This is a genomic window from Aquimarina macrocephali (genome assembly GCF_051627225.1).
GTDB classification, from domain to species: Bacteria; Bacteroidota; Bacteroidia; order Flavobacteriales; family Flavobacteriaceae; genus Aquimarina; species Aquimarina macrocephali.
This window is the reverse complement of sequence record NZ_CP151795.1, coordinates 1,999,722-2,020,103: the sequence shown is the minus strand read 5'-3', so window position 1 is coordinate 2,020,103 and position 20,382 is coordinate 1,999,722. Positions and strand designations below refer to the sequence as shown.

The following is a 20,382-nucleotide window of genomic DNA, read 5'->3' as shown; positions in this document are numbered from 1 at the left end:
AGGCTGAAATGTATGATAAGTTTATAATTTATTAATCCTTTCTACGACAGTTTCTGGTTTGATCGTATGCATCACTTTTTCATAACCAGGAGGTACTTTATTACCATAAATTGAAGTTGGAATCTGGTCATATTTTGCTAAATTAGGCAAAATAGCGCGCTCCATAGGTTGCCCAAAAGGCATAAACCCGGTAAACGGATGAGTAACTCCCCATAAGGTAATTGTTGGCACTCCATACATCGCTGCTAAGTGCGCATTTCCACTATCCATGGATAACATAGCATCTAGGTTACCAATAAGTCTTAGCTCATCTTCAAAAGATAGTTTACCAACTATATTCGTTACGTTCTTATACTTACTTTCTATGTTGTTTAGAATATCCATTTCTCGTTTACCTCCTCCAAAGAGGAAAATCTCAAACCCGTCTTCCTTGTTCAAGGTCTCAATTACCTCAATCATTAATGCTAGTGGGTAGGTTTTACTTTCATATTGTGCAAATGGTGCAATCCCTAACCATTTTTTGGTCGAATTTTGAGTTATGGAAAGAATCTCGGGTGTTAACGGTTGTTTTTTAGGGAACTTATGAGTTGTAAGATCAATAGGATACCCTAAAGCAGAAAAAACATCAGCATATCGCTGGTGCGTTGTTTTTAATTGTTTAAACACCTTATTTTTTGATCGAGTCAATGCTTTTTTCTCTGCACGACCTTTATCGACTTGAACTGTTTTTATCCCTCGTAACGAAAATAGAGTTTTTAGCACATTAGAGCGCAATACATTATGCATATCGGCAACAGCATCTATCTTCCGTTTATGCAATTCATTCGATAATCGCGTAAGACCAATAAAACCTTTATGTTTATTTTCTACATCTGCATGATATACTTCTAGATTTTCAATATCAGAAAATATAGGTTCAAAGAACTTGCGGGTAAGTACTGTTAGTTTTACATCGGGATAAGTAGCTCTAAAAACTCTTAAAACAGGAACAGTCATTGCTATATCACCCATAGCAGAGAGGCGAATTACCAGAACGTTCGTTTCAAATTCTTTAGATCTCTTTATATTACTTCCCGCCACGCAATACTGGGTTTAATTCATCATCATTGTACATTTTCATTTGCTTATATACTTTCATGTATTTATCCCCATTTTCAATATCATTCAGTAATGTATCAATAGCAGTAGACAAGTCTACTTGTTGCTCTAGTAATACATTTAATTTGTTTTGGCATGCCGCTTTATGAGTATCTGTAGCCTCTTCTCGAATCGTTTCTACATGCATGTGATAAACTTTTAACGCCAAAATAGATAGTCTATCTACTCCCCAGGCAGGGCTTTCTGTATTAATGGTGGCATCTGTCTTGGGAGTTATCTCTTTATACAATTCTAAAAAATAACCGTCAATATATTCTACCATATCTGTTCGATCCTGATTAGAGGCATCGATCTTTCGTTTTAGTTTTAAGGCTGCAATCGGATCAATTTCTGGATCTCGTATGATATCTTCATAATGCCATTGCACAGTATCAATCCAACATTTTCGATATAGTAAGTGCTCTATAGCCTGTGATTTACTATCATATGGATTTGAGAATTCTTGATCTACACTATCGATCACGTGGTATTTTTCTATAACTTCTTTAAAAATGGAATTTGCTTTGTCGGTAAACATCTGTGCTATTATTTTTCTAAAATGTGTAAATATTCTATAATTTGTACGCTTTTATACTTTCTATAGTATTGTTTTATGCCCTTCGAACTGCTTATGAATTGATGTTCTTACCAATTCTTCAAAAGTTGGTTTTAACTTTATATCTTTCTCAATATACAGAACGATCATAAGTACGTAACCTTATTTTTTCGGCAGGTACAAAGGTATTATATTTTGCAATAGTATCTAGCATATGATAATTCAATCCACCTCAACAAAAATTATACGCCGGGTTTAAACACAAAACACTTCCTGTTATGGCATTAAAAAAAAGTATTACTATCGGTAGTAAACATCTAAAACAAATTTGTAGTTCTCTCAAATTCAATAGAAAAGCCTTTTATTTTTTTCTTAGCAATTATTCTTATTCCTTACTCCAATCATACATTCTTAAAACAATAATATTGTAAACGGAATCAGGATGAATACCCAAATATTTATCTCTTTAGCAAATTGATGATAATTCATTTCGAGATATGTAGTGCCAATAAGAGAAAGAGGTGTTGCTATAAAAAACAGCTCAGAAGTATCCTTTTCTGGTGCAATGGCCGCTACTACAATCGCCACAATTAAATAGATGATAACAACTCGTAATATAGGTTTTGTATTTGCCGTTTTTCTACCAAATTTGATAAGGTAGATTGAAAAAAAGAATACAATACAAATAGATATTATTCCTACAGAGAAAAGATGTTCTTTTATAAAGTAAGTTTGAAATGAAAATGATATCGAATCAATATAGGTGGCAATTGCAAAAAACGAATCATAAAACAACAGTGTAAAACAATTTGCGAATACGTAGATCATACTAACCCCAATAAAAGGAATAATCCAGTTTCTATAATTTTTGGGATCGAAAAACAGTATCCCTAAAAAAACCAAAATAATAAACCCAATACTCCAAAAATAAGCTAGCGAAGCCAAGCCGATAAAGATTGATGCATTAAAGATTTTGGCTTTAATGTGTTTTTCATTTCGCAGATGTAAGATGTTTTGTACTGCCAGTAATACAAATACGTTTGACAATAAAATAGGAAAGCTGGTTAGAGAATTAGGTAATATTGCGGTAAGAAAAGCATACAAAAGTATTGTAAATGTACCTTTATTGGTAAGGTCATTTTTTTGCGCTACAAAATTAAGGGCCAACATTGGTAAAATATACAAAAAAATACTCGCAGCTGTTAGTAAAATATGGCTGCTTTCGGCCTCAAAACCCTTTCTATAATGGGCAATGCCAAATAGTATACCCATATACAATGCCACAGCAATATAATTAATGGGTTTTGATTTACTAAAAAAGCTTGATAACACTACTATTTTTTATATTTTTGCACCAGACAATAGTAAAGAATTGTCTATTGGTATTATTGAACTAATTTATAAAAAGTTTTTAGTTTACCGCTTTAGACTTTTTACAAAGAAAATATAGAACAAGTTATGAAAGATTTTTTTGAAGCCATAGGGGCACTTTTTACAGATGTATTATTTATTCCTTTTGATTGGTTTAGAGCATTAGAATTAGAAAACTGGTTTGGTGCCAATATGCTTAATTGGGCGTTTATGTTCATTGGTTTTGCTGCTTTTATATATTGGATGAAGGAATTAAAGAAATTTAATGATAATAATGAAGAGAATAGAGATCCTAAAGCACATTCTTTTTTAAACTAAAACCTCCTCTGATCAAGAAGTAATTCTTGAGATTTCGGATGTTATAAATATTAAAAAAGCGTTTAATTTATATAAATTAAACGCTTTTTTAATTGTCTTATGTGTGTGAGATGTTTTTTACAAATCGAATCCTAGATCTTTTCTATAATACATCTTATCAAAATTAAGTTTTTCTATACTTTGGTACGATGTTTTAAGGGCCTTTCTAAAATCTTCATCCAATGATGTTATAGCAATTACCCTTCCACCACTAGTTACTACTTTATCACCCTCTAGAGATGTTCCTGCATGAAAAACAATAGAGTTTGTAATGCTATCTATACCTGTAATCTCTTTTCCTTTTTCATAAGCTTCTGGATATCCACCAGAAACAGTTACTATGGTAGCTGCACTTCGTTCATCTAATTCGAGATTAATCTTATCTAGCGATTGATTTCCGACATGCTGAAACAGTTGTACTAAATCTGTCTTTACTCTCGGTAGGACTGCTTCGGTTTCTGGATCCCCCATACGTACATTATATTCGATTACTTTTGGGTCATCCTCTACTTTAATAAGCCCTATAAAAATAAAACCTCTATAATCTATATTTTCTTTTTCCAATCCTTGTACAGTAGGTTTAATAATACGCTCTTCAATTTTAGTCATAAGTGTATCATCTACAAAAGGAACTGGTGAGATCGCTCCCATACCCCCTGTATTTAACCCTGTATCTCCTTCTCCAATACGTTTATAGTCTTTGGCTGTGGGTAAGGTTAAATAATTTTTACCATCGGTAAGTACAAAAACACTAAGCTCTATCCCATCGAGAAATTCTTCGATCACAACTTTTTCACTTGCTGCACCAAATTTTTTATTGGTTAACATATTTTCAAGCTCAGTTTTAGCCTCATCTATATCCTGAAGAATTAATACACCCTTTCCAGCGGCCAAACCATCTGCTTTAAGCACGTAAGGCGCCTGTAAAGTTTCTAAAAATCGCTTTCCATCTTCAACAGTATCGGCAGTAAAGCTTTGATAAGCTGCTGTAGGTATATTATGCCTGATTAAAAACTCTTTGGCATATTCTTTACTTCCTTCTAATTGTGCACCTTCTTTAGATGGACCAATAACTACAATATTTTTTAATTGGCTGTCTTCTGCAAAATAATCGCTTATCCCTTTTACCAATGGATCTTCTGGGCCAACTACAACCATTTCAATGTTCTCTTGTAACACTACCTCTTTAATCGCAGGAAAATCTGTAACTGCAATTGGTACATTAGTAGCTATACGAGCTGTTCCTGCATTACCAGGTGCTACAAATAAGGTGTCGCAAATCGGGCTTTGCACAATTTTATAAGCAAATGTATGTTCTCTACCTCCTGATCCGAGTACTAAAATATTCATGATTTATTATGGCTTGTTTTTATGGGCTCAAAAATAGTTTATTCGTAGTTGTATAGCTAATTCTTTCTAGATAAAAACTCATGCTCTTTATACGTGCTTCTCAAACTAATACTATCCTGCCATATAATAATCAGATGCCTTGATATAATATTTTAATCCTATTCATTACCATCATTGCGAATAATCCTACTACTCAAAATACTTCTCTTTTTTAAAAGCAAAGGGGTAACAATAGAAAAGAATACAATACCATTAAATCGAACTAACATAGATTCGAATACTAATGATATAAAGAGGATTAAAAAGACCGAAAACTCATTGCAACTCCTTTTCATGCGCATTGCCAATACAACAAAAATGCTAACCAAGACCCCAAATCCAATAATGCCTGTCTGTAAATATGTTTGCAAAAACTGATTGTGTGAATTATACTTACTCTTGTAATTAAGGGTATAATCTAATTCTTTATATTTTTGAATCAAAACATCATTTGCATCTCCTGTTCCATAACCAAATATGGGTGCATCTTTAATCAATTTGATACTGGCATCCCATGACAACAGCCTTGATTTTTCTGCAGTTGTTGCGTCATAATATTCTTCTACATTACTAAAATCTTTTATTCTGGAATAAAAATCAGATACTCTGGGGTTATTCAAAAACAGTAATAATCCCATCAAAAAAATAATAGTCATAGCGTATTTCTTTTGCTTATCAGCAATGTCAAGAACTAATAGTATTGACATTACAAACAAAATAAGATAGGCTGCAATTGAAGCTAATAAAAAAAGATATAGAAATAAGAGAATAACAATTACTAACTGTATTCGAGATTTCAACTTGTTTTTAAGATAATAACTTAATACCAGCAGTATGTATATAGAAATATAATTAGCATTAACTGATCTTGAAAATAAAGATCCAACAAAAAAATAATGCCAATTTTTTACAATTCCCTCTATAAACAAAAGGGGTTCTATGTTTTCTCTTTCATCAATAATATGCCATGTTAAGTTATCACCAGCCTTAAAAACATTAACAAAGAATGAAACAATTAACCCCATAAGCAAAAAGTCAAATAATCTTTTTACTGTAGTAGCATCTTCTTTAACAAATAGAAAAATTATAGGAAATAACAATAATGAAAGGGATCGTTGTACCAAATCAAATCCACTGATCAAATTATCGGTGTAGATCAACCCCAAAGACATTACAATAAAATATAAGGGGAAAAGCAATAATGACTTATCCAGAATAAATTTTTTTTCGGATCTAAACATCATGCCTATCCCAAAAATGATCGAAACTATAAAAAACGGGGTTGGGAGATTGATACCTAATGGTAGTAAAAAAAAGGCAATATACAGGCTGTTCCAAAAGGTCATTACAACCCAATGATCTTCTTTATAAAACATTTTGGTAGCCTGAGTTATGATGTTAACTGGTTGCACTTTTTATAAGATGTATTATGGGGTAGTTAACGTTTTTTTTGAATTTGTATTATCATATTTAGATATATATGCTTACACAACAACTATTTTTGCCTTTGGTATCACATGTTTTTAATGCGTAAATACAAATTTTATTTTTTTACAAGGCAAGCTAATATGCTTTTTCTTCTCCTCTAATCGCATTTATAGCAGTAAGAATAGTAATCTTAATATCTAAAAGCAATGACCAGTTCTCTACATAAAAAATATCATATTTTACCCGGTTAACGATATCCTTATTTGTTTCTATTTCGCCTCTAAAACCACTAACCTGAGCTAATCCTGTAATCCCTGGCTTTACAAAATGACGAACCATAAACTTATCCACTCGTTTTGCAAATTCTTCATTATGCTTTACCATATGTGGTCTTGGACCAACTACAGACATATCGCCTTTGAGCACATTAAGAAATTGCGGCAATTCGTCAATACTAGTCCTTCTAATAAATTTTCCCACCCTAGTAACCCTCGCATCACCTTTGGTTGCTTGATTAGCACTCGTACTAGGTTTCATCGATCTGTATTTATAGCAATAAAACTCTCTGTAATCCAACCCATTACGACGCTGTTTAAAAAACACAGGGCCTTTAGATTCTAATTGAATAAGAAATGCTATTAAAGGTGTTAACCATGAAAGGATGCCTATTAAAACAAATAAGGATAATAAGATATCAAAAGTTCTTTTTGCAAACTTATTTATAGAGTCATCCAATGGTATATCACGAAATGATAATACTGGAATATAGCCGTAGTAATTAAAAATTAATTTTTTGGTAAATATATCTTTATTGTCTGGTATAAATTTTAAGATTTTTAAATTATTCTCTGTAAAATTAACGATATTTCGCAATTGACTATTTGATAATTCTGCAATAGAACAATATACCTCATCGATTTCATTCTCTACGATATAATAAAAACACTTTTCAAGATCAAAATCTTCTTTATTTACACAGAATTTTTTTTGAAACTTATACCCAAAATCAGGTTTCTCTTTAAAAAATTTAATTAATTGATTTGTTTTTTTATTATCACCAATAACAACAACTCTTCTAATATTTCCGCCAAATATCCCTCTGTACTTGGATAGTAAAAAAAGTAAAACAAACTTAAAAAAAGTAACTAATCCAATTATTGCTACAAAATACTTCCCCATCTCCCATCTGCTAATATTTGGCTGTTTAAAAAACCCTATAAAAGCATAAAGAATAAGTGCAAAAATTAAAAATTGCCGAATTAAAGAAGCGATAATATGAACTAATTTCGAAAATCGCTTTATATCATAAAACTTGTTCTTACTGGAAAGGATAATCCATAAAACCGAAATATAAGCTGAAAATAAAAGGTTTTGATCAATATTTGTCTGAAACAATAAGGTGGTAAGATTTAAAATAAATAAATCTACCAAACAGAAAAGTGGTTTTATGTATACTGAATATCTACCGGTCCTACTTTTCATAAAGTATTAAGTTATTTTTTTAAAAAATCTCTATGTTCACTCTTTTGAAGTTCTTCTTCAGAAAATCCTCTAAAATAATCCAAAGTTAATTTCATCCCTTCAGATCTTCTTGTTTTTGGTTGCCAATCCAAAATTTCTTTTGCCTTACCAATATCAGGCTGTCGTTGCAGGGGATCATCAACTGGTAATGGTTTATAAATTACTTTTTGGTTTGTCTCGGTAAGCTTTACAATTTCTTCAGCAAAATCTTTGATTCTAATCTCATCAGGGTTACCTATATTTATGGGATATACATAATCACTAAAAAGTAACCTATAAATTCCTTCTACCAGATCATCTACATAACAAAAAGATCGTGTTTGTAATCCATTTCCAAATATAGTTAGATCTTCACCTCTTAATGCTTGTCCGATAAATGCAGGTACTACCCGTCCATCATTTAATCGCATTCTTGGGCCATAAGTATTAAAAATACGTGCAATTCTTGTTTCTAAACCGTGATAGGTATGATATGCCATTGTGATTGATTCCTGAAAACGTTTAGCTTCATCGTATACACCTCTAGGTCCAATAGCGTTAACATTACCATAATAATCTTCACTTTGTGGATGAACTAATGGATCACCATAAACCTCACTAGTCGATGCAATAAGAATTCTAGCATTTTTTTCTTTTGCAAGACCTAAAAGATTGTGTGTTCCTAAAGACCCTACTTTTAATGTTTGAATAGGAATCTTAAGATAATCTATAGGGCTGGCGGGAGATGCAAAATGTAATATATAATCTAATGCACCAGGGACATGAACAAATTTGGTTACATCATGGTGATAAAATTCAAAATGTTTTAGCTTAAACAGGTGTTCTATATTTTTTAGCGTACCTGTGATTAGGTTATCCATACCGATCACATGAAAACCTTCTTTAATAAACCGATCACAGAGATGAGATCCCAAAAAACCAGCTGCTCCTGTAATTAAAACTTTTTGCATAGCTATAATTTAATATCTTTCCTCCCTATAGAAAAATAGGAAATCTCTTCTTTTTCGATATCAACAATATCATAAAGATTTCTTCCATCAAAAATCAAAGGGTTTTTTAATCCTTCTTTTATTTTATTGAAATCCGGAGTTCTAAAAATACTCCATTCTGTACAAATGATTAGCGCATCTGCATTCTGAACCGCTTCATACATAGTAGTAACCAAGTCAATCTTATCTCCATATTTATCGGCTACATTTTTCATTGCCTCTGGATCAAATGCTCTAATCTTTACCCCTTCTTTTAGCAATTCATCAATCAGATATAATGCGGGTGCTTCTCTAATATCATCTGTCTCTGGCTTAAAAGCTAATCCCCATATTGCAAATGTTTTGTTAGATAGATCGTTATCAAAATATGTATTGATCTTTGGTAATAATGCAATTTTCTGACTATCATTGACTCTAATTACTGCATCCAGAATTTTAAAATCATATTCTGAATTTTTACCTGATTTATGAAGTGCTTTTACATCTTTCGGAAAGCAAGAACCTCCATATCCTATACCTGGGAATAAAAAACGTTTTCCAATCCTAGAATCTGTTCCTATACCTATTCTTACTTTATCAATATCTGCGCCAACTTTTTCGCAATAATTTGCAATTTCGTTCATAAAAGTAATCTTGGTCGCCAGAAAAGAATTTGCTGCATATTTAGTAAGTTCTGCAGATTTTTCATCCATCACAATTATAGGATTACCGGATCGCACAAAAGGCTTATATAATTTTTTCATAACCTCTATTGCTCTATCTGAGCTTGATCCCACAACAATTCGCTCTGGTTTTAAAAAATCATCTACCGCAAAACCTTCTCTTAGAAACTCAGGGTTTGAAACTACATCAAAATCACATGTTGTATACTTTGCAATAGTGGCTCGAACTTTTTCTGCTGTCCCAACCGGAACAGTGCTCTTATCTACTATTACCTTATACTCATTAAGTCGCTGCCCTATATCTTCTGCAACACCAATAATATATGATAAGTCTGCAGAACCATCTTCTTCTTCTGGAGTGGGTAATGCTAAAAAAATAACCTCGCCATGTTTTAGACCTTCTTCAAGAGAAGTAGTAAATTTTAATCTCCCAGCTTTTATATTTCTATCAAACAACATATCCAGGTGTGGTTCATAAATAGGGACTTCACCCATACTTAATTTTTGAACCTTACTCTCGTCTATGTCTATGCATACAACTTCATTCCCGGTCTCAGCAAGACATGTTCCTGTTACTAATCCCACATATCCAGAGCCTATTACTGCTATTTTCATGCTTTTATTATTTGCTCTTTTACATTATTATGAAAAATACATCTTTTCTAACGTCTTTTTCAAGGAATATTCATTAGAAAAATCATCAATAATGCTATGTAACTTTTGTGTAGACCCTTTTAAGCTTTTAATATCATTCTTGCGAACAAACTTTGGGTTAATTTTAGTTTTAATTTTATAATTGGTAATTTCTTCCATATAAGATAAAATTTGTTCAATACTATTCGTTTTAGCAGAACAAACATTAAGTATTTCTGATTTGCTATTACTTAATAAGAGTTGGTGATAACAATTTATCAAATAATCAATATCATTAAATTCTCTAAAAACATTAATATTTCCCAGTTCAATTTCAGAAGATTTATTTTTATAGTGTTTTATTATTTTTGGTACTAAAAAAATTTCAGCTTGGCCTACTCCTGTATAATTAAAAGGCCTTACAATAAGAATATTAAGTTTTGAGAAGTAGTTTTTAACCATGTTTTCCATAGCCAATTTACTATTGCCATAGTGATTAACAGGTTGAGGGCACATATCTTCGGAAAGTATATTTCCTATATTACCATAAACGGCAGCACTACTTGCTATAATTATTTTTTCAGGACTTATTTCACATTCAATCAGTGCTTCGAGAAGGTTTATTGTTCCAAAAACATTCACTCCATACATTTCATTTTGATTATCTCCTGCAACAAAAGATATTGCAGCCGTATGTATTATATAGTCTGGTTGTATGTTTTTTAATACTTCCTTTATTTGTTCCTTTTTTGTAATATCACAAAGAAAGTGATTTGGATTTTTAGATGTTGTATAGGTTGTTCCAAAAACATTATAGTTTTTCTCTTTATAAAAAGATTCTAAATGTTGGCCTGTAAAACCCGAAATACCTGTTATGAAAATTGTTTTCTTAGAAAGATCCGCCATTTTCATTTCTTTTAATATCACTTTTCACCATCATATCTGCAAGCTCTCCTAAAGTTGTTTTTGCTTTCCATTTCAAATTCTTTTCAGCTTTTGATGCATCTCCTATGAGTAGATCAACCTCTGCTGGCCTATAAAATTGTGGGTTAACTTTTATAAGTGTTTTTCCTGTTTTAGTATTTATACCTATTTCATTTTCATTATTTCCTTTCCATTCTATGTCAATATTAACTGTTTTAAATGATAATGTAACAAAATCTCTAACAGTTTGTGTTTGGTTTGTCGCTAAAACATAGGTATCTGCTTCTGGGGCTTGTAGAATTTTATACATTCCTTCAACATATTCTTTTGCATATCCCCAATCTCTTTTTGCATTTAGATTTCCTAGTTCTAATACATCTTGTTTATTCAAATGTATTTTTGCAGCTGCATCGGTTATTTTTCTTGTCACAAATTCTTTTCCTCTTAATGGAGATTCATGATTAAATAATATACCGCTTGCTGCAAATAAATCATAAGATTCTTGATAATTTAAAGTTGCCCAATGTGCAAAAACTTTTGCTACTCCATATGGACTTCTAGGATGAAAAGGTGTTTCTTCATTTTGCGGTATTGCATGAACTTTTCCAAACATCTCTGAAGTCGAGGCCTGGTAAAATTTAATTTTTGGATTGATTGTTCGTATTGCTTCAAGCAGATTTAATACTCCGACACCTGTAATATTAGCAGTAGCAATAGGTTGCGTAAATGAAACTCCAACAAAACTTTGAGCGGCCAGGTTGTAGATTTCATCAGGTTCTACATCTGCTATAATTCTATATGCACTGGACAAGTCTATTAAATCATATTCTAACAAGTGTAGGTTTGGGTGATTTTCTATACCTAACTCTTCTATTCTCCAAAAATTAGTAGAGCTCGTTCTTCTATACGTTCCATAAACTTTGTAATCCTTGCTTAGTAAAAGCTCTGCTAAATATGCTGCGTCTTGACCTGTAATTCCTGTAATTATAGCCTTTTTCATTTTCTTCTTTCTTTAATAATTTTATTAAATGTTTCTTCAATATTTTTTCTAAACAATTCTTTGTCAAATTTTAGTGCGAAGTTTCTAATCTTTTCTGGCTCAAAAACATCATAATTATCTTCAAGAAAGTTTATTGCACTTAATATGGATTCAACTGTTTGATCTTCGAAATAAACTCCAGTATCATCACTAGTTAACTGTTGGTCTACAAATTTTCCTTTTACTGTTTCTAAAGATCCTCCTTTTCCATATGCAAGTACTGGTGTTCCACAGGCCTGAGCTTCGATAGGGATAATACCAAAATCTTCTTCTGCCGCAAAAATAAATGCTTTGGTTCTTTGCATATGGTCTTTTAACACTTCAAAATCTTGATATCCAAGAACAGAAACATTGTCGCCTGCTTTTTCTTTCACCTTTTTAAACTCGGGGCCATCTCCAATAACGACAAGTTTTTTATCGGGTATTTTAGAAAATGCCTCTACAATAAGGTCTATTTTTTTATAAGGAACAATTCTAGAAGCAGTAAGATAAAAATCTTCTTTTTTATTTTCTAATGTAAAAGCATCTACATCTACCGGAGGGTAAATAACTTTATAAGATTCTCTACGATATGTTCTCCAAACTCTTTTTTCAATATATTTAGAGATAGGGATAAATGCATCAACTCTGTTAGACGTTCCTAAATCCCAATTTCTTATATAATGTAATATACTTTTTGCTATAAAAGCTTTAATTCCTTTAGTTAAATTAGCTTCTTTTAAATATTGGTGATAAAGATCCCAGGCATATCTAATTGGAGAGTATATGTAACAGATATGTGTTTGATTTGCATTAGTAATTACACCTTTTGCTACAGCATGAGAAGATGAAATAATTAAATCATACTCTGATAAGTCAAATTGTTCTACTGCAAAAGGAAATAAAGGAAGATAGTTTTTCCATTTGGTTTTAGCCTTTGGTAGTTTCTGAATAAACGAATTATTAACTCTACTCGGGTCTATCCCTAACTTTTTAATACTCTTATCATCAGAAACAAGAACAAATATATCTGCTTCTGGATAAATTTCTGTAAAAACTTTAAAACAACTTTCGGATCCTGCTATTACAGTTATCCATTCATGTATTATGGCTACTTTCATTAATCAAAATCTTCTGGTGAAATAGATTTCCAATGTTTTAACGCGTTTTTAAAATCGTATTTAAATTGAAAACCATTATCAATTAGATATTGTGGTTTTATGTTTGTAGGAAACCCTGCCTTTTTTACTCTCACAGGGTGGATATCAGATTTTTTTCCAATAATTTTAAACAGTATTTGAACAAAAAAAGCAATAACTGCTAGTATATTAACGGGTAATTTTATTGTTGGTTTTTTAATCTTTAGGTCTTCTTTTGCAATATTAACCATTTCATTTAAAGGAACAACAGGGTTCTCTGCATAATTATAAACTATATATCTTTCACTTTTTTTAATAGTAAACAACATACTTTCTACAAGCCCATACACATAGCCATATGCTTTAATTACTTTCCCTCCATTTGGTAAGACAAAAGCTCCTTTTTTAAGTGCTTTAATCATTCTAAAAACGTTACCTGGATCTTTTGGCCCAAAAATAACACTTGGTCTTACAATGATAAGTTTTCTTGAATCATCTTCTGCTAACCATTCTTTATGGATTTTCTCTGCAAATCCTTTTGATATGCCATAAGCCGTTTCGGGGTATAATGGAGAGGATTCTATTCTTTGGTCTAGAGATTTCCCATAAGGAGCTATACTACTGGTAAAAAAAATATTTTTTATTCCGCTTTCTCTGGCAAAATCATTAATATTTTCTGCTCCAGGGATATTTGTATCAAAATATTCCTGAAACTCATGACCAGGTTCTCTGTGTATTGCTGCAAAATTGAATATCCAGCTTTTGTTTAGATCAATGTCTAAAAAATCAAGATCAAATTCTATTTTTTTTCTTACATCTGTTATTATGTAATTAACATTACCTTTTTCTAAATACTCATCAAACCCTGTAAGAGGTTTAATGTCTGCAATAATATAATTATCAAATTCGTTTTTGTTCAGTAGTTCTCTAAGTAAATGAGTTCCTATATACCCACTACCTCCGAAAATTATTGCGAAAGCCCTCATATATCAATTTATTGGAATACAAATATATTTTTAATAAAGTAGTTTACAGCACGATTCCTTCTTGTTTTTTTATATATAAATTAAGGTCGTTAAGAATACTTGAGCAATCATTTAGGCTTTTGAACAATTAATAAGTGATTTTGAGCAAACCATGGAAATAATTTACTTAAAATATACTTATCCATTCCGTAAATAAATTTTGTTAAGAATTTAACCCATTTACTGTCTTCGTTATAGCGCATCAAAAAGACCGCTATCGTATTTTTTGGTGCGAATCCATACCTTTTATACTTTTTTATTTCAAAGCCAGCATCAGTTACTTTTTTCTTAATTTCACTTTTGGTATATAAATAGGTATGATGTGTTCTTCCTGTTGCTCTACTAAATGCTTCAATCCAAGATCCCTTATTTGGTAAATGTCCAATTACTAAACATCCTCCATTGCGAAGTATACGATATAGCTCAGAAAGTGATTTTTCATCATCTCCTCCAAACTCACGTACATGTTCTAAGACTCCACAAGACACAGCTATATCATATGAGTTATCCTCATAAGGGAGTGCTATTGGTTCTCCCGTTAATTCATATGTAAATGAAGATTTTTTAGATAGGTTTTTTAACGTTTCCGGATATATTGTATACTCATCTTCAACCGGGCTATAAGCGTGAACCTTTTTTCCTAAACTGCTTTGTACAAATGAAAAATGTCCATACCCCGCTCCCCAATCTAACAGGTCATTTCCTGGTAAGGCTGCTGTAATTTCATGAAGTTCTTCATATTGCTTTAAATAAAAGTAAGCTCCCAGAACACTATCTTGGTTATCAATAGATTTTAATTCTTTACCCAAAGCATTAAAAACATTGGTTAAGGTTTTTTTTTCGATTACATCACTCATAATAAATTTTTAATTCTAATAGTTTTTTGAGATGTTGGGTCAATAAGTTGATTTTTATTTAATGACACATTATGCATTGGTTATACTTTTTAAATGTATTGTTTTAATTCTAGAATCAAAAATCAGATCTATTCTATGTTTTTTTGCTGATTTTGATAATCTTTTAATAGTATTGATGAAAAAATAGCAAATATTAATATTCCTTTAATTAGATATAAAGAGGACTCTGTGAATAATGATAACATAAAGAGCGTGCAAAATCCAATTAATGGCAAATTCATAACACTAAATAGGTTTTTTAATCTAAAAAATGGATGAATTAACAAATATAGTAATGATATGAGCCCCATAATCCCCATATCGAGATAATGCTTAAGGTATTGATTATGAAGATCAAATCTAATATATTCTTCTCTTGGGTCTCCATTTTGAATAACATAATCTTTTAGTATTTTTTTACCTTGCCCCAATCCTTCTCCTAAAACAAAATAATTTTGCTTAATTTGATCAAGAGCTTTTGGCCATAGATACACCCTTTCGTCATTAACTACACCAAGCACTTTGGCCTTTAATAAAGGCGAATTTATAGCTAAAATCCCTATTAAAAACACAGCACCAATTATCCCAATAATTTTTATTAATGATATTTTCTGATCTTTTTGATAAAGGAAAAACGACAAAAGATGAATCAAAATATTAATCACGATAGGTGTTCGTGCAGACAGGAAAAAAATATTTATGTTGAATATAATGAGTAAAAAAATGTTCCAATATTTATTTGAAAATATCTTCATAAAAGAATTACTTAACAAAAAGATATTTGCCAAAATCAACAAATAGCACCAATACGTGGGATGAGCACCAACAATATGTGGATATTTAAACTGTAAATAGGTTGAATTGCCGCTAGTTTTATTCATGATTTCTATCCACTCTGCTTGAGTATATATAAACCATGAAAATTTTATAAGAGAATATATCAAAATCACCAGCATCGCGATGATAAAGGTCTTTATGAATATCTTAATTCTATCTGTATTAAGGTTACTCGAAAATACTATCGCTGGTATTAAAAGTAGCGAAACCTGCCTTTCTAATACTTTCATTGCTAATTTAACTTCTATTGCAAAAAAAGAATATAAAATAAATATTGATATATATATTACATAGGGCAATAGTAGTTTTTTATTTGCTGCGAAATTTTCTTTTTTATTTTCTTCGAACAAAAAAGAAACAACTAATAAAACGATCGCAACAGGAACAAGTTTTTCGCCAAAAAAAGTAACCATAATTGGTAACAAGGCTAATAAAACGGGAGTTACTTTTTCTAAAATATTTTTATATTTTTTTGAATTAGTATACAATCCAGATACGTTCATAGTACTATTTTACTTGATATTTGAGTATTACCTCAGCGTTATATTTGTTCCAAATTATTTTCTTCTAAACCTTTCATTTTATTTTGTTTTAGAAAAAGTACAATGAAAATTGCATATAGCCATCCGGTTTGAGCGGCAAACAAAATGGGGTTTACCAATAACTCCAGATGGAAAAAAACAAAAGTACCAAATATAGCCAATTTATCTCTGCTCCTTCTCTGTAAAAACAACAACAACAAATACCAAATCATCATCAAATACAAAATAAAAAAGAAAAGTCCATTCCTATAAAATATATCTATCAAAATATTGTGAGATGTCTCATAGTCTTGTTTTGTTGCTGTATTATAAAAGTCTATTCCTCCGTTACCATGACCAAATAAGATTTGAAAAATAGATGAATCAGACATCCTAGAAAATATATCTATCAACAATGCTCCTCTTCCCGAAAAGAAGTCGTCTAGCTTCGTTTTACCATTAAACACACTAAAAAATCTATCTTCAACTTTATCAATGATTAGATCCATTTTTCCGGTTAAAATCAAAGCCAAGATCCCCAACAACATAAGTAAAAGAGAATATCTAATCAGTAATCTAAGTGTCTTTCTATTAGTATCATAAATTGATGTAATAAATAGTGTAATAATTAGCCCTAATAATGCCCCTCTAGACATGGTAAGAATAACAATTATTAACCAATAAAGTGATAGGCATATTCTTAATGTTTTATTTTTTATATAAAAAAAACTAATCAGAAAAGCCAGTCCTACAATCAAAGCAAAGTTATTCACTCCTCCTATAAACAAAGCTTCAATCCTCTCATTTGCAGCTGTACTTAACATAAAAACATGATCTGGCTCTTCTATAAAAACTCGAAGTGTAGATACGAAAGCGATAATCAGGAAAGAGTTTAAAAAGGTGTTTAATGAGATCTTATAATGAAAATGATAAACCAAAATAAAAACCAAAGTATTCTGTAAATAAATAAAAGTATTAACTGTTTGGATTTTTATTAGAGAACGATCAAAAAAAACAACGTTAACTACAGTAACCAAAACTGTTGAAAGAAAAACCACTAGAGAAAATAAGACATCTTTTTTAGTTAAAATATTCCCTTTTGTCAAAAAGAATAAAAAAAAGAATTCTATTAAAATTATAAGGGTAGACGCATAAAGGTTCCCTATTCCTTCTATTGCTATAAAATTAAGAGGAATAGAAAAAAATAAAACAGATAACGCAGATTTAGATGTCAATTTCATTATCGAAATCTATTACATTTTTAAAAATTTTATAAACAGACTTATCTTCTTCAACCAAACTTGAATTGATAGCATACGCTTCAATATCGAATAGCTCTGCCTCTATTAGTGTTGTAGATGAATAGCTATAAGCATGCGTACTCATATTAAACGCTTCTATTAAATCATCTATCGGTGTAACATTAGAATTTATAATTGTCGAATTATCTTCGTTGCAGGCGGGATGCCTTTTAACTAATACCTTATCATGTTTATTAATAAGATATGAAATCACTTTTTCATTCAAATAGTTTTCAACTTCATTACTACACAGACTAGATTTACTTAGACATTGAGTAAGAAAAAGAGCTATGGATCCCTCCTTAGTAATTGTTTTTTTTTGATCCAGAAGTTCTGCTTTTAAAAACCCCAAATTAACTTCAACATTACTTCTATCCCAATCGAATTCATTGATTAAAAAATCTTTATATATTTTACTATAAACTATATATTTATCGACAATTTTACCTCCAAACCCTACGCCTAAAGGATATATTCCCATGGTTATCTTAAAAAAATTATTAATTAATTTTCTTATTGGACTTTTGGGTTTTAAAGAAAACTCAAAAACCCCATGCTGCAATCCTATAGATTCAATCGTCGGAAAGTCTTTTTTTATTGCTTTTATAATGTTATGTGCTATATATCCTTCAACATTTGATAAATATATTTGTACGACCTCGCCTTGTTCATTTTCATTTTTAATCCAGTCTCTCAACTTTATATATTCTTGCCTTATCTTTCTTCTGTATCGGATTCTTTTTACAATTGAATTAATCGAATTACCTAAACCAAGGTCTTTTAAATTTTCTAAACTATAACTTCTAAAATTGTATTTATCGATTATATATTTATATCGCTCTTGTAAATGTTCTTCGAGAGTAATAAACAGCTTTATTTGATTTTTTTCCACACCAAAATTCCTTTATAAAATGTAATTGTACAATTTATTAAATAACTTATAAATAAAGCTAATGCAGCACCATAAACATAAAATTCTCTTATAAATATTATATTTAGAACTATATTTATGACAAAGGTTATTCCACTTATTTTCATAAGGTCCTTATCTCTATTTGCAACATACAGTATAATATTTGGTATTGTTGCTATATTAAGCAAGAAAAATGAGCCTAATAGAATATATAAAAGATTTATATTATCTATTAATTCGCTTTTTCCTATAAGATTTAAGAGAATTTCAATAGTAAACACAATTCCTACTATTAAAATTATAGATGAAATAATTACTAAAATGCTATATCTATAAATTTTTTCTTTGAACCCTGAGATTTTCTTTTCATTCATTTCAATTAACTCGGGCAAATAAACCAAATAAAATCCAGAGGTGACAAATATGTAAATCAAAGATGCAATCGAAAACAGAAATGAATAAATACCCACTTCTTTCGTTCCATAAAAATATTCAATTGCAAATTTGTCAAAAAACTCTAGCCCCTTGGTAAATATCATCAACCCAATAAAAGGTAATAAAAAGCGAAAGGTTTTTTTAAATTCTACTATTGATAATAGTTTTATTTTAATGTCTTTTTTTGAAATAACATATTTGAAAAAAAAGTAGCTTGTAATTATCAAAAGAATCAAATAGGAGATAAACATTAAAAAAACAACGCTCTTAAGTTCTAATTCTTCAAATAAAAAATGGTAGCCAAAAATTAATATCAAAAAAACAACAGCTTTAGAAATCAATAAAATATTGGCTTTCCTTATTTGCTGCATCATTATTAAATATCTGTATATTTCCTGATTAAAGTATTCACAAAAATTAATAAAAATGATAAAAATGACAATGAAAACACTTAAAATATCATGAGGTATCAGATAAAAAAGAGTAGCTAACTGAATCATGAACGTTACCGGGAACATGGTAATAAAAAAACTTAGATGATCGTTTATTTTATTAGAATTATCAGTTCTTTTGGCTACCTCTCGATTTCCAAACATATAATACTCTACACCATAAATGTATACCGAAATCATTACAAAATAAGTAATTAACTGATATGACCCATAATCAGATAACGATAGTACTTTAGCTAAAAAAGTAAGTGTTAAAAATTTAGATGCAATTGAAATTAATCTTGATGCAATGCTTTCAATGCTTTTTTTCACTATTCGATAATTCTTTTAATTATTTTTGCCGGGTTTCCAGCTGCTACACAATGATCTGGAATGCTTTTAGTAACAATACTACCAGCTCCAATAACACTATTCTTTCCAATGGTGACTCCGGGCAAAATAACTGCATTTGCACCTATCCAACATCCTTTTTTCAACGTTACTTGTTTTGCTTGTGTATGACCCATATCAATTATAGAAATAGAGGGGTCTGGGCCTTCAAATTTATGATTTTCTATATAAATATGAACCCCTGATCCAATCAAAACATCATCTTCGATTAGAATTGACAATTTTAGAGTAGAAGTTTCTCCATGGATCATCGAACCAGGCCTAATCACTACTCTTTTGCCTATTGAAATCTGAGAACATCCAACAATAAAGCAACCTGGTCTAATTTCGGCGGTTGGATCAAAATATAAAAATTTAGAAGTACAATATTTTAGCATTGTACTTCTAAAAAAAAGTTTCCAATAATACCAAGGTACATCTGGTCCAATTCTATCCGTTGCTTTCCAGAATTTTATCCTCGATATAATCTCCTTGATCATAAAAATAGT

At 30.6% G+C, this 20,382-nt stretch carries 19 protein-coding genes; 1 reads left to right on the top strand and 18 read right to left on the bottom strand.

The window, feature by feature from the left end:
• Positions 1 to 21: 21 nt before the first annotated feature.
• The 3 genes from AAFU52_RS08985 to AAFU52_RS08975 all read right to left on the bottom strand — a co-directional run bounded on the left by AAFU52_RS08985 (position 22) and on the right by AAFU52_RS08975 (position 3,025).
• On the bottom strand, positions 22 to 1,080 hold the full coding sequence (locus AAFU52_RS08985; protein WP_438426186.1) for a glycosyltransferase family 9 protein: 1,059 nt from the start codon (positions 1,078 to 1,080) through the stop codon (positions 22 to 24).
• Positions 1,067 to 1,675: a DUF4254 domain-containing protein gene (locus AAFU52_RS08980; RefSeq protein ID WP_024769794.1), complete on the bottom strand. Its 609-nt coding sequence runs from the start codon at positions 1,673 to 1,675 to the stop codon at positions 1,067 to 1,069. The genes AAFU52_RS08985 and AAFU52_RS08980 overlap by 14 nt, the downstream gene beginning before the upstream one ends.
• Before the next feature lie 429 nt (positions 1,676 to 2,104).
• Positions 2,105 to 3,025 carry a DUF6427 family protein gene (locus AAFU52_RS08975; protein WP_024769795.1) on the bottom strand — a complete coding sequence of 307 codons (921 nt, stop codon included), beginning with the start codon at positions 3,023 to 3,025 and terminating at the stop codon, positions 2,105 to 2,107.
• Positions 3,026 to 3,151: 126 nt separating this feature from the next.
• On the opposite strand from AAFU52_RS08975, the gene AAFU52_RS08970 reads away from it, so the two are divergent.
• A complete protein-coding gene (locus AAFU52_RS08970; protein WP_438426185.1) occupies positions 3,152 to 3,382 on the top strand; it encodes a DUF6341 family protein in 231 nt (76 codons plus the stop codon).
• A 117-nt stretch (positions 3,383 to 3,499) separates the two neighbouring features.
• On the opposite strand, the gene purD is transcribed toward AAFU52_RS08970, so the two are convergent.
• The 15 genes from purD to AAFU52_RS08895 all read right to left on the bottom strand — a co-directional run bounded on the left by purD (position 3,500) and on the right by AAFU52_RS08895 (position 20,373).
• Positions 3,500 to 4,771: a phosphoribosylamine--glycine ligase gene (gene purD / locus AAFU52_RS08965; RefSeq protein ID WP_438426184.1), complete on the bottom strand. Its 1,272-nt coding sequence runs from the start codon at positions 4,769 to 4,771 to the stop codon at positions 3,500 to 3,502.
• Between the two features lie 158 nt (positions 4,772 to 4,929).
• Positions 4,930 to 6,222, bottom strand: coding sequence for an O-antigen ligase family protein (locus tag AAFU52_RS08960; protein ID WP_438426183.1), 1,293 nt, complete (start codon positions 6,220 to 6,222; stop codon positions 4,930 to 4,932).
• Positions 6,223 to 6,373: 151 nt separating this feature from the next.
• The gene (locus tag AAFU52_RS08955; protein ID WP_024769799.1) at positions 6,374 to 7,720 is read right to left on the bottom strand and encodes an exopolysaccharide biosynthesis polyprenyl glycosylphosphotransferase; all 1,347 of its coding nucleotides are present in this window, start codon (positions 7,718 to 7,720) and stop codon (positions 6,374 to 6,376) included.
• An 11-nt stretch (positions 7,721 to 7,731) separates the two neighbouring features.
• Positions 7,732 to 8,709, bottom strand: a complete 978-nt coding sequence (locus AAFU52_RS08950) for a UDP-glucuronic acid decarboxylase family protein (protein WP_438426182.1) — start codon at positions 8,707 to 8,709, stop codon at positions 7,732 to 7,734.
• 2 nt (positions 8,710 to 8,711) lie between these two features.
• Positions 8,712 to 10,025: a UDP-glucose dehydrogenase family protein gene (locus AAFU52_RS08945; RefSeq protein ID WP_438426181.1), complete on the bottom strand. Its 1,314-nt coding sequence runs from the start codon at positions 10,023 to 10,025 to the stop codon at positions 8,712 to 8,714.
• A gap of 27 nt (positions 10,026 to 10,052) precedes the next feature.
• Complete coding sequence (locus AAFU52_RS08940) at positions 10,053 to 10,949, bottom strand: GDP-mannose 4,6-dehydratase (protein WP_438426180.1); 897 nt, start codon at positions 10,947 to 10,949, stop codon at positions 10,053 to 10,055.
• On the bottom strand, positions 10,933 to 11,967 hold the full coding sequence (gene gmd, locus AAFU52_RS08935; protein WP_438426179.1) for a GDP-mannose 4,6-dehydratase: 1,035 nt from the start codon (positions 11,965 to 11,967) through the stop codon (positions 10,933 to 10,935). The genes AAFU52_RS08940 and gmd overlap by 17 nt, the downstream gene beginning before the upstream one ends.
• On the bottom strand, positions 11,964 to 13,106 hold the full coding sequence (locus AAFU52_RS08930) for a glycosyltransferase (protein ID WP_438426178.1): 1,143 nt from the start codon (positions 13,104 to 13,106) through the stop codon (positions 11,964 to 11,966). Before AAFU52_RS08930 ends, gmd begins: the two co-directional genes overlap by 4 nt.
• Entirely contained in the window at positions 13,106 to 14,110 is a 1,005-nt protein-coding gene (locus AAFU52_RS08925) for an NAD-dependent epimerase/dehydratase family protein (RefSeq protein ID WP_438426177.1), read from the bottom strand. Before AAFU52_RS08925 ends, AAFU52_RS08930 begins: the two co-directional genes overlap by 1 nt.
• Positions 14,111 to 14,217: 107 nt before the next feature.
• A complete protein-coding gene (locus AAFU52_RS08920; RefSeq protein WP_438426176.1) occupies positions 14,218 to 15,006 on the bottom strand; it encodes a class I SAM-dependent methyltransferase in 789 nt (262 codons plus the stop codon).
• 128 nt (positions 15,007 to 15,134) lie between these two features.
• Positions 15,135 to 16,385: an O-antigen ligase family protein gene (locus tag AAFU52_RS08915; protein ID WP_438426175.1), complete on the bottom strand. Its 1,251-nt coding sequence runs from the start codon at positions 16,383 to 16,385 to the stop codon at positions 15,135 to 15,137.
• 38 nt (positions 16,386 to 16,423) lie between these two features.
• Positions 16,424 to 17,644 carry an O-antigen ligase family protein gene (locus tag AAFU52_RS08910; RefSeq protein ID WP_438426174.1) on the bottom strand — a complete coding sequence of 407 codons (1,221 nt, stop codon included), beginning with the start codon at positions 17,642 to 17,644 and terminating at the stop codon, positions 16,424 to 16,426.
• Positions 17,628 to 18,596 (bottom strand): polysialyltransferase family glycosyltransferase, encoded by a 969-nt coding sequence (locus AAFU52_RS08905; protein WP_438426172.1) that lies wholly within the window; start codon positions 18,594 to 18,596, stop codon positions 17,628 to 17,630. The genes AAFU52_RS08910 and AAFU52_RS08905 overlap by 17 nt, the downstream gene beginning before the upstream one ends.
• Positions 18,578 to 19,816 (bottom strand): oligosaccharide flippase family protein, encoded by a 1,239-nt coding sequence (locus AAFU52_RS08900; RefSeq protein WP_438426171.1) that lies wholly within the window; start codon positions 19,814 to 19,816, stop codon positions 18,578 to 18,580. The genes AAFU52_RS08905 and AAFU52_RS08900 overlap by 19 nt, the downstream gene beginning before the upstream one ends.
• The gene (locus tag AAFU52_RS08895; protein WP_438426170.1) at positions 19,816 to 20,373 is read right to left on the bottom strand and encodes an acyltransferase; all 558 of its coding nucleotides are present in this window, start codon (positions 20,371 to 20,373) and stop codon (positions 19,816 to 19,818) included. Before AAFU52_RS08895 ends, AAFU52_RS08900 begins: the two co-directional genes overlap by 1 nt.
• Positions 20,374 to 20,382 lie beyond the last annotated feature (9 nt).

What these genes read in the sequence shown, in the direction of transcription:
- AAFU52_RS08980 (WP_024769794.1), bottom strand. Translation starts at nt 1,675, where the DNA reads ATGTTTACCGACAAAGCAAATTCCATTTTTAAAGAAGTTATAGAAAAA.
- AAFU52_RS08970 (WP_438426185.1), top strand. Translation starts at nt 3,152, where the DNA reads ATGAAAGATTTTTTTGAAGCCATAGGGGCACTTTTTACAGATGTATTA.
- purD (WP_438426184.1), bottom strand. Translation starts at nt 4,771, where the DNA reads ATGAATATTTTAGTACTCGGATCAGGAGGTAGAGAACATACATTTGCT.
- AAFU52_RS08955 (WP_024769799.1), bottom strand. Translation starts at nt 7,720, where the DNA reads ATGAAAAGTAGGACCGGTAGATATTCAGTATACATAAAACCACTTTTC.
- AAFU52_RS08950 (WP_438426182.1), bottom strand. Translation starts at nt 8,709, where the DNA reads ATGCAAAAAGTTTTAATTACAGGAGCAGCTGGTTTTTTGGGATCTCAT.
- AAFU52_RS08945 (WP_438426181.1), bottom strand. Translation starts at nt 10,025, where the DNA reads ATGAAAATAGCAGTAATAGGCTCTGGATATGTGGGATTAGTAACAGGA.
- AAFU52_RS08940 (WP_438426180.1), bottom strand. Translation starts at nt 10,949, where the DNA reads ATGGCGGATCTTTCTAAGAAAACAATTTTCATAACAGGTATTTCGGGT.
- gmd (WP_438426179.1), bottom strand. Translation starts at nt 11,967, where the DNA reads ATGAAAAAGGCTATAATTACAGGAATTACAGGTCAAGACGCAGCATAT.
- AAFU52_RS08930 (WP_438426178.1), bottom strand. Translation starts at nt 13,106, where the DNA reads ATGAAAGTAGCCATAATACATGAATGGATAACTGTAATAGCAGGATCC.
- AAFU52_RS08925 (WP_438426177.1), bottom strand. Translation starts at nt 14,110, where the DNA reads ATGAGGGCTTTCGCAATAATTTTCGGAGGTAGTGGGTATATAGGAACT.
- AAFU52_RS08920 (WP_438426176.1), bottom strand. Translation starts at nt 15,006, where the DNA reads ATGAGTGATGTAATCGAAAAAAAAACCTTAACCAATGTTTTTAATGCT.
- AAFU52_RS08915 (WP_438426175.1), bottom strand. Translation starts at nt 16,385, where the DNA reads ATGAACGTATCTGGATTGTATACTAATTCAAAAAAATATAAAAATATT.
- AAFU52_RS08910 (WP_438426174.1), bottom strand. Translation starts at nt 17,644, where the DNA reads ATGAAATTGACATCTAAATCTGCGTTATCTGTTTTATTTTTTTCTATT.
- AAFU52_RS08895 (WP_438426170.1), bottom strand. Translation starts at nt 20,373, where the DNA reads ATGATCAAGGAGATTATATCGAGGATAAAATTCTGGAAAGCAACGGAT.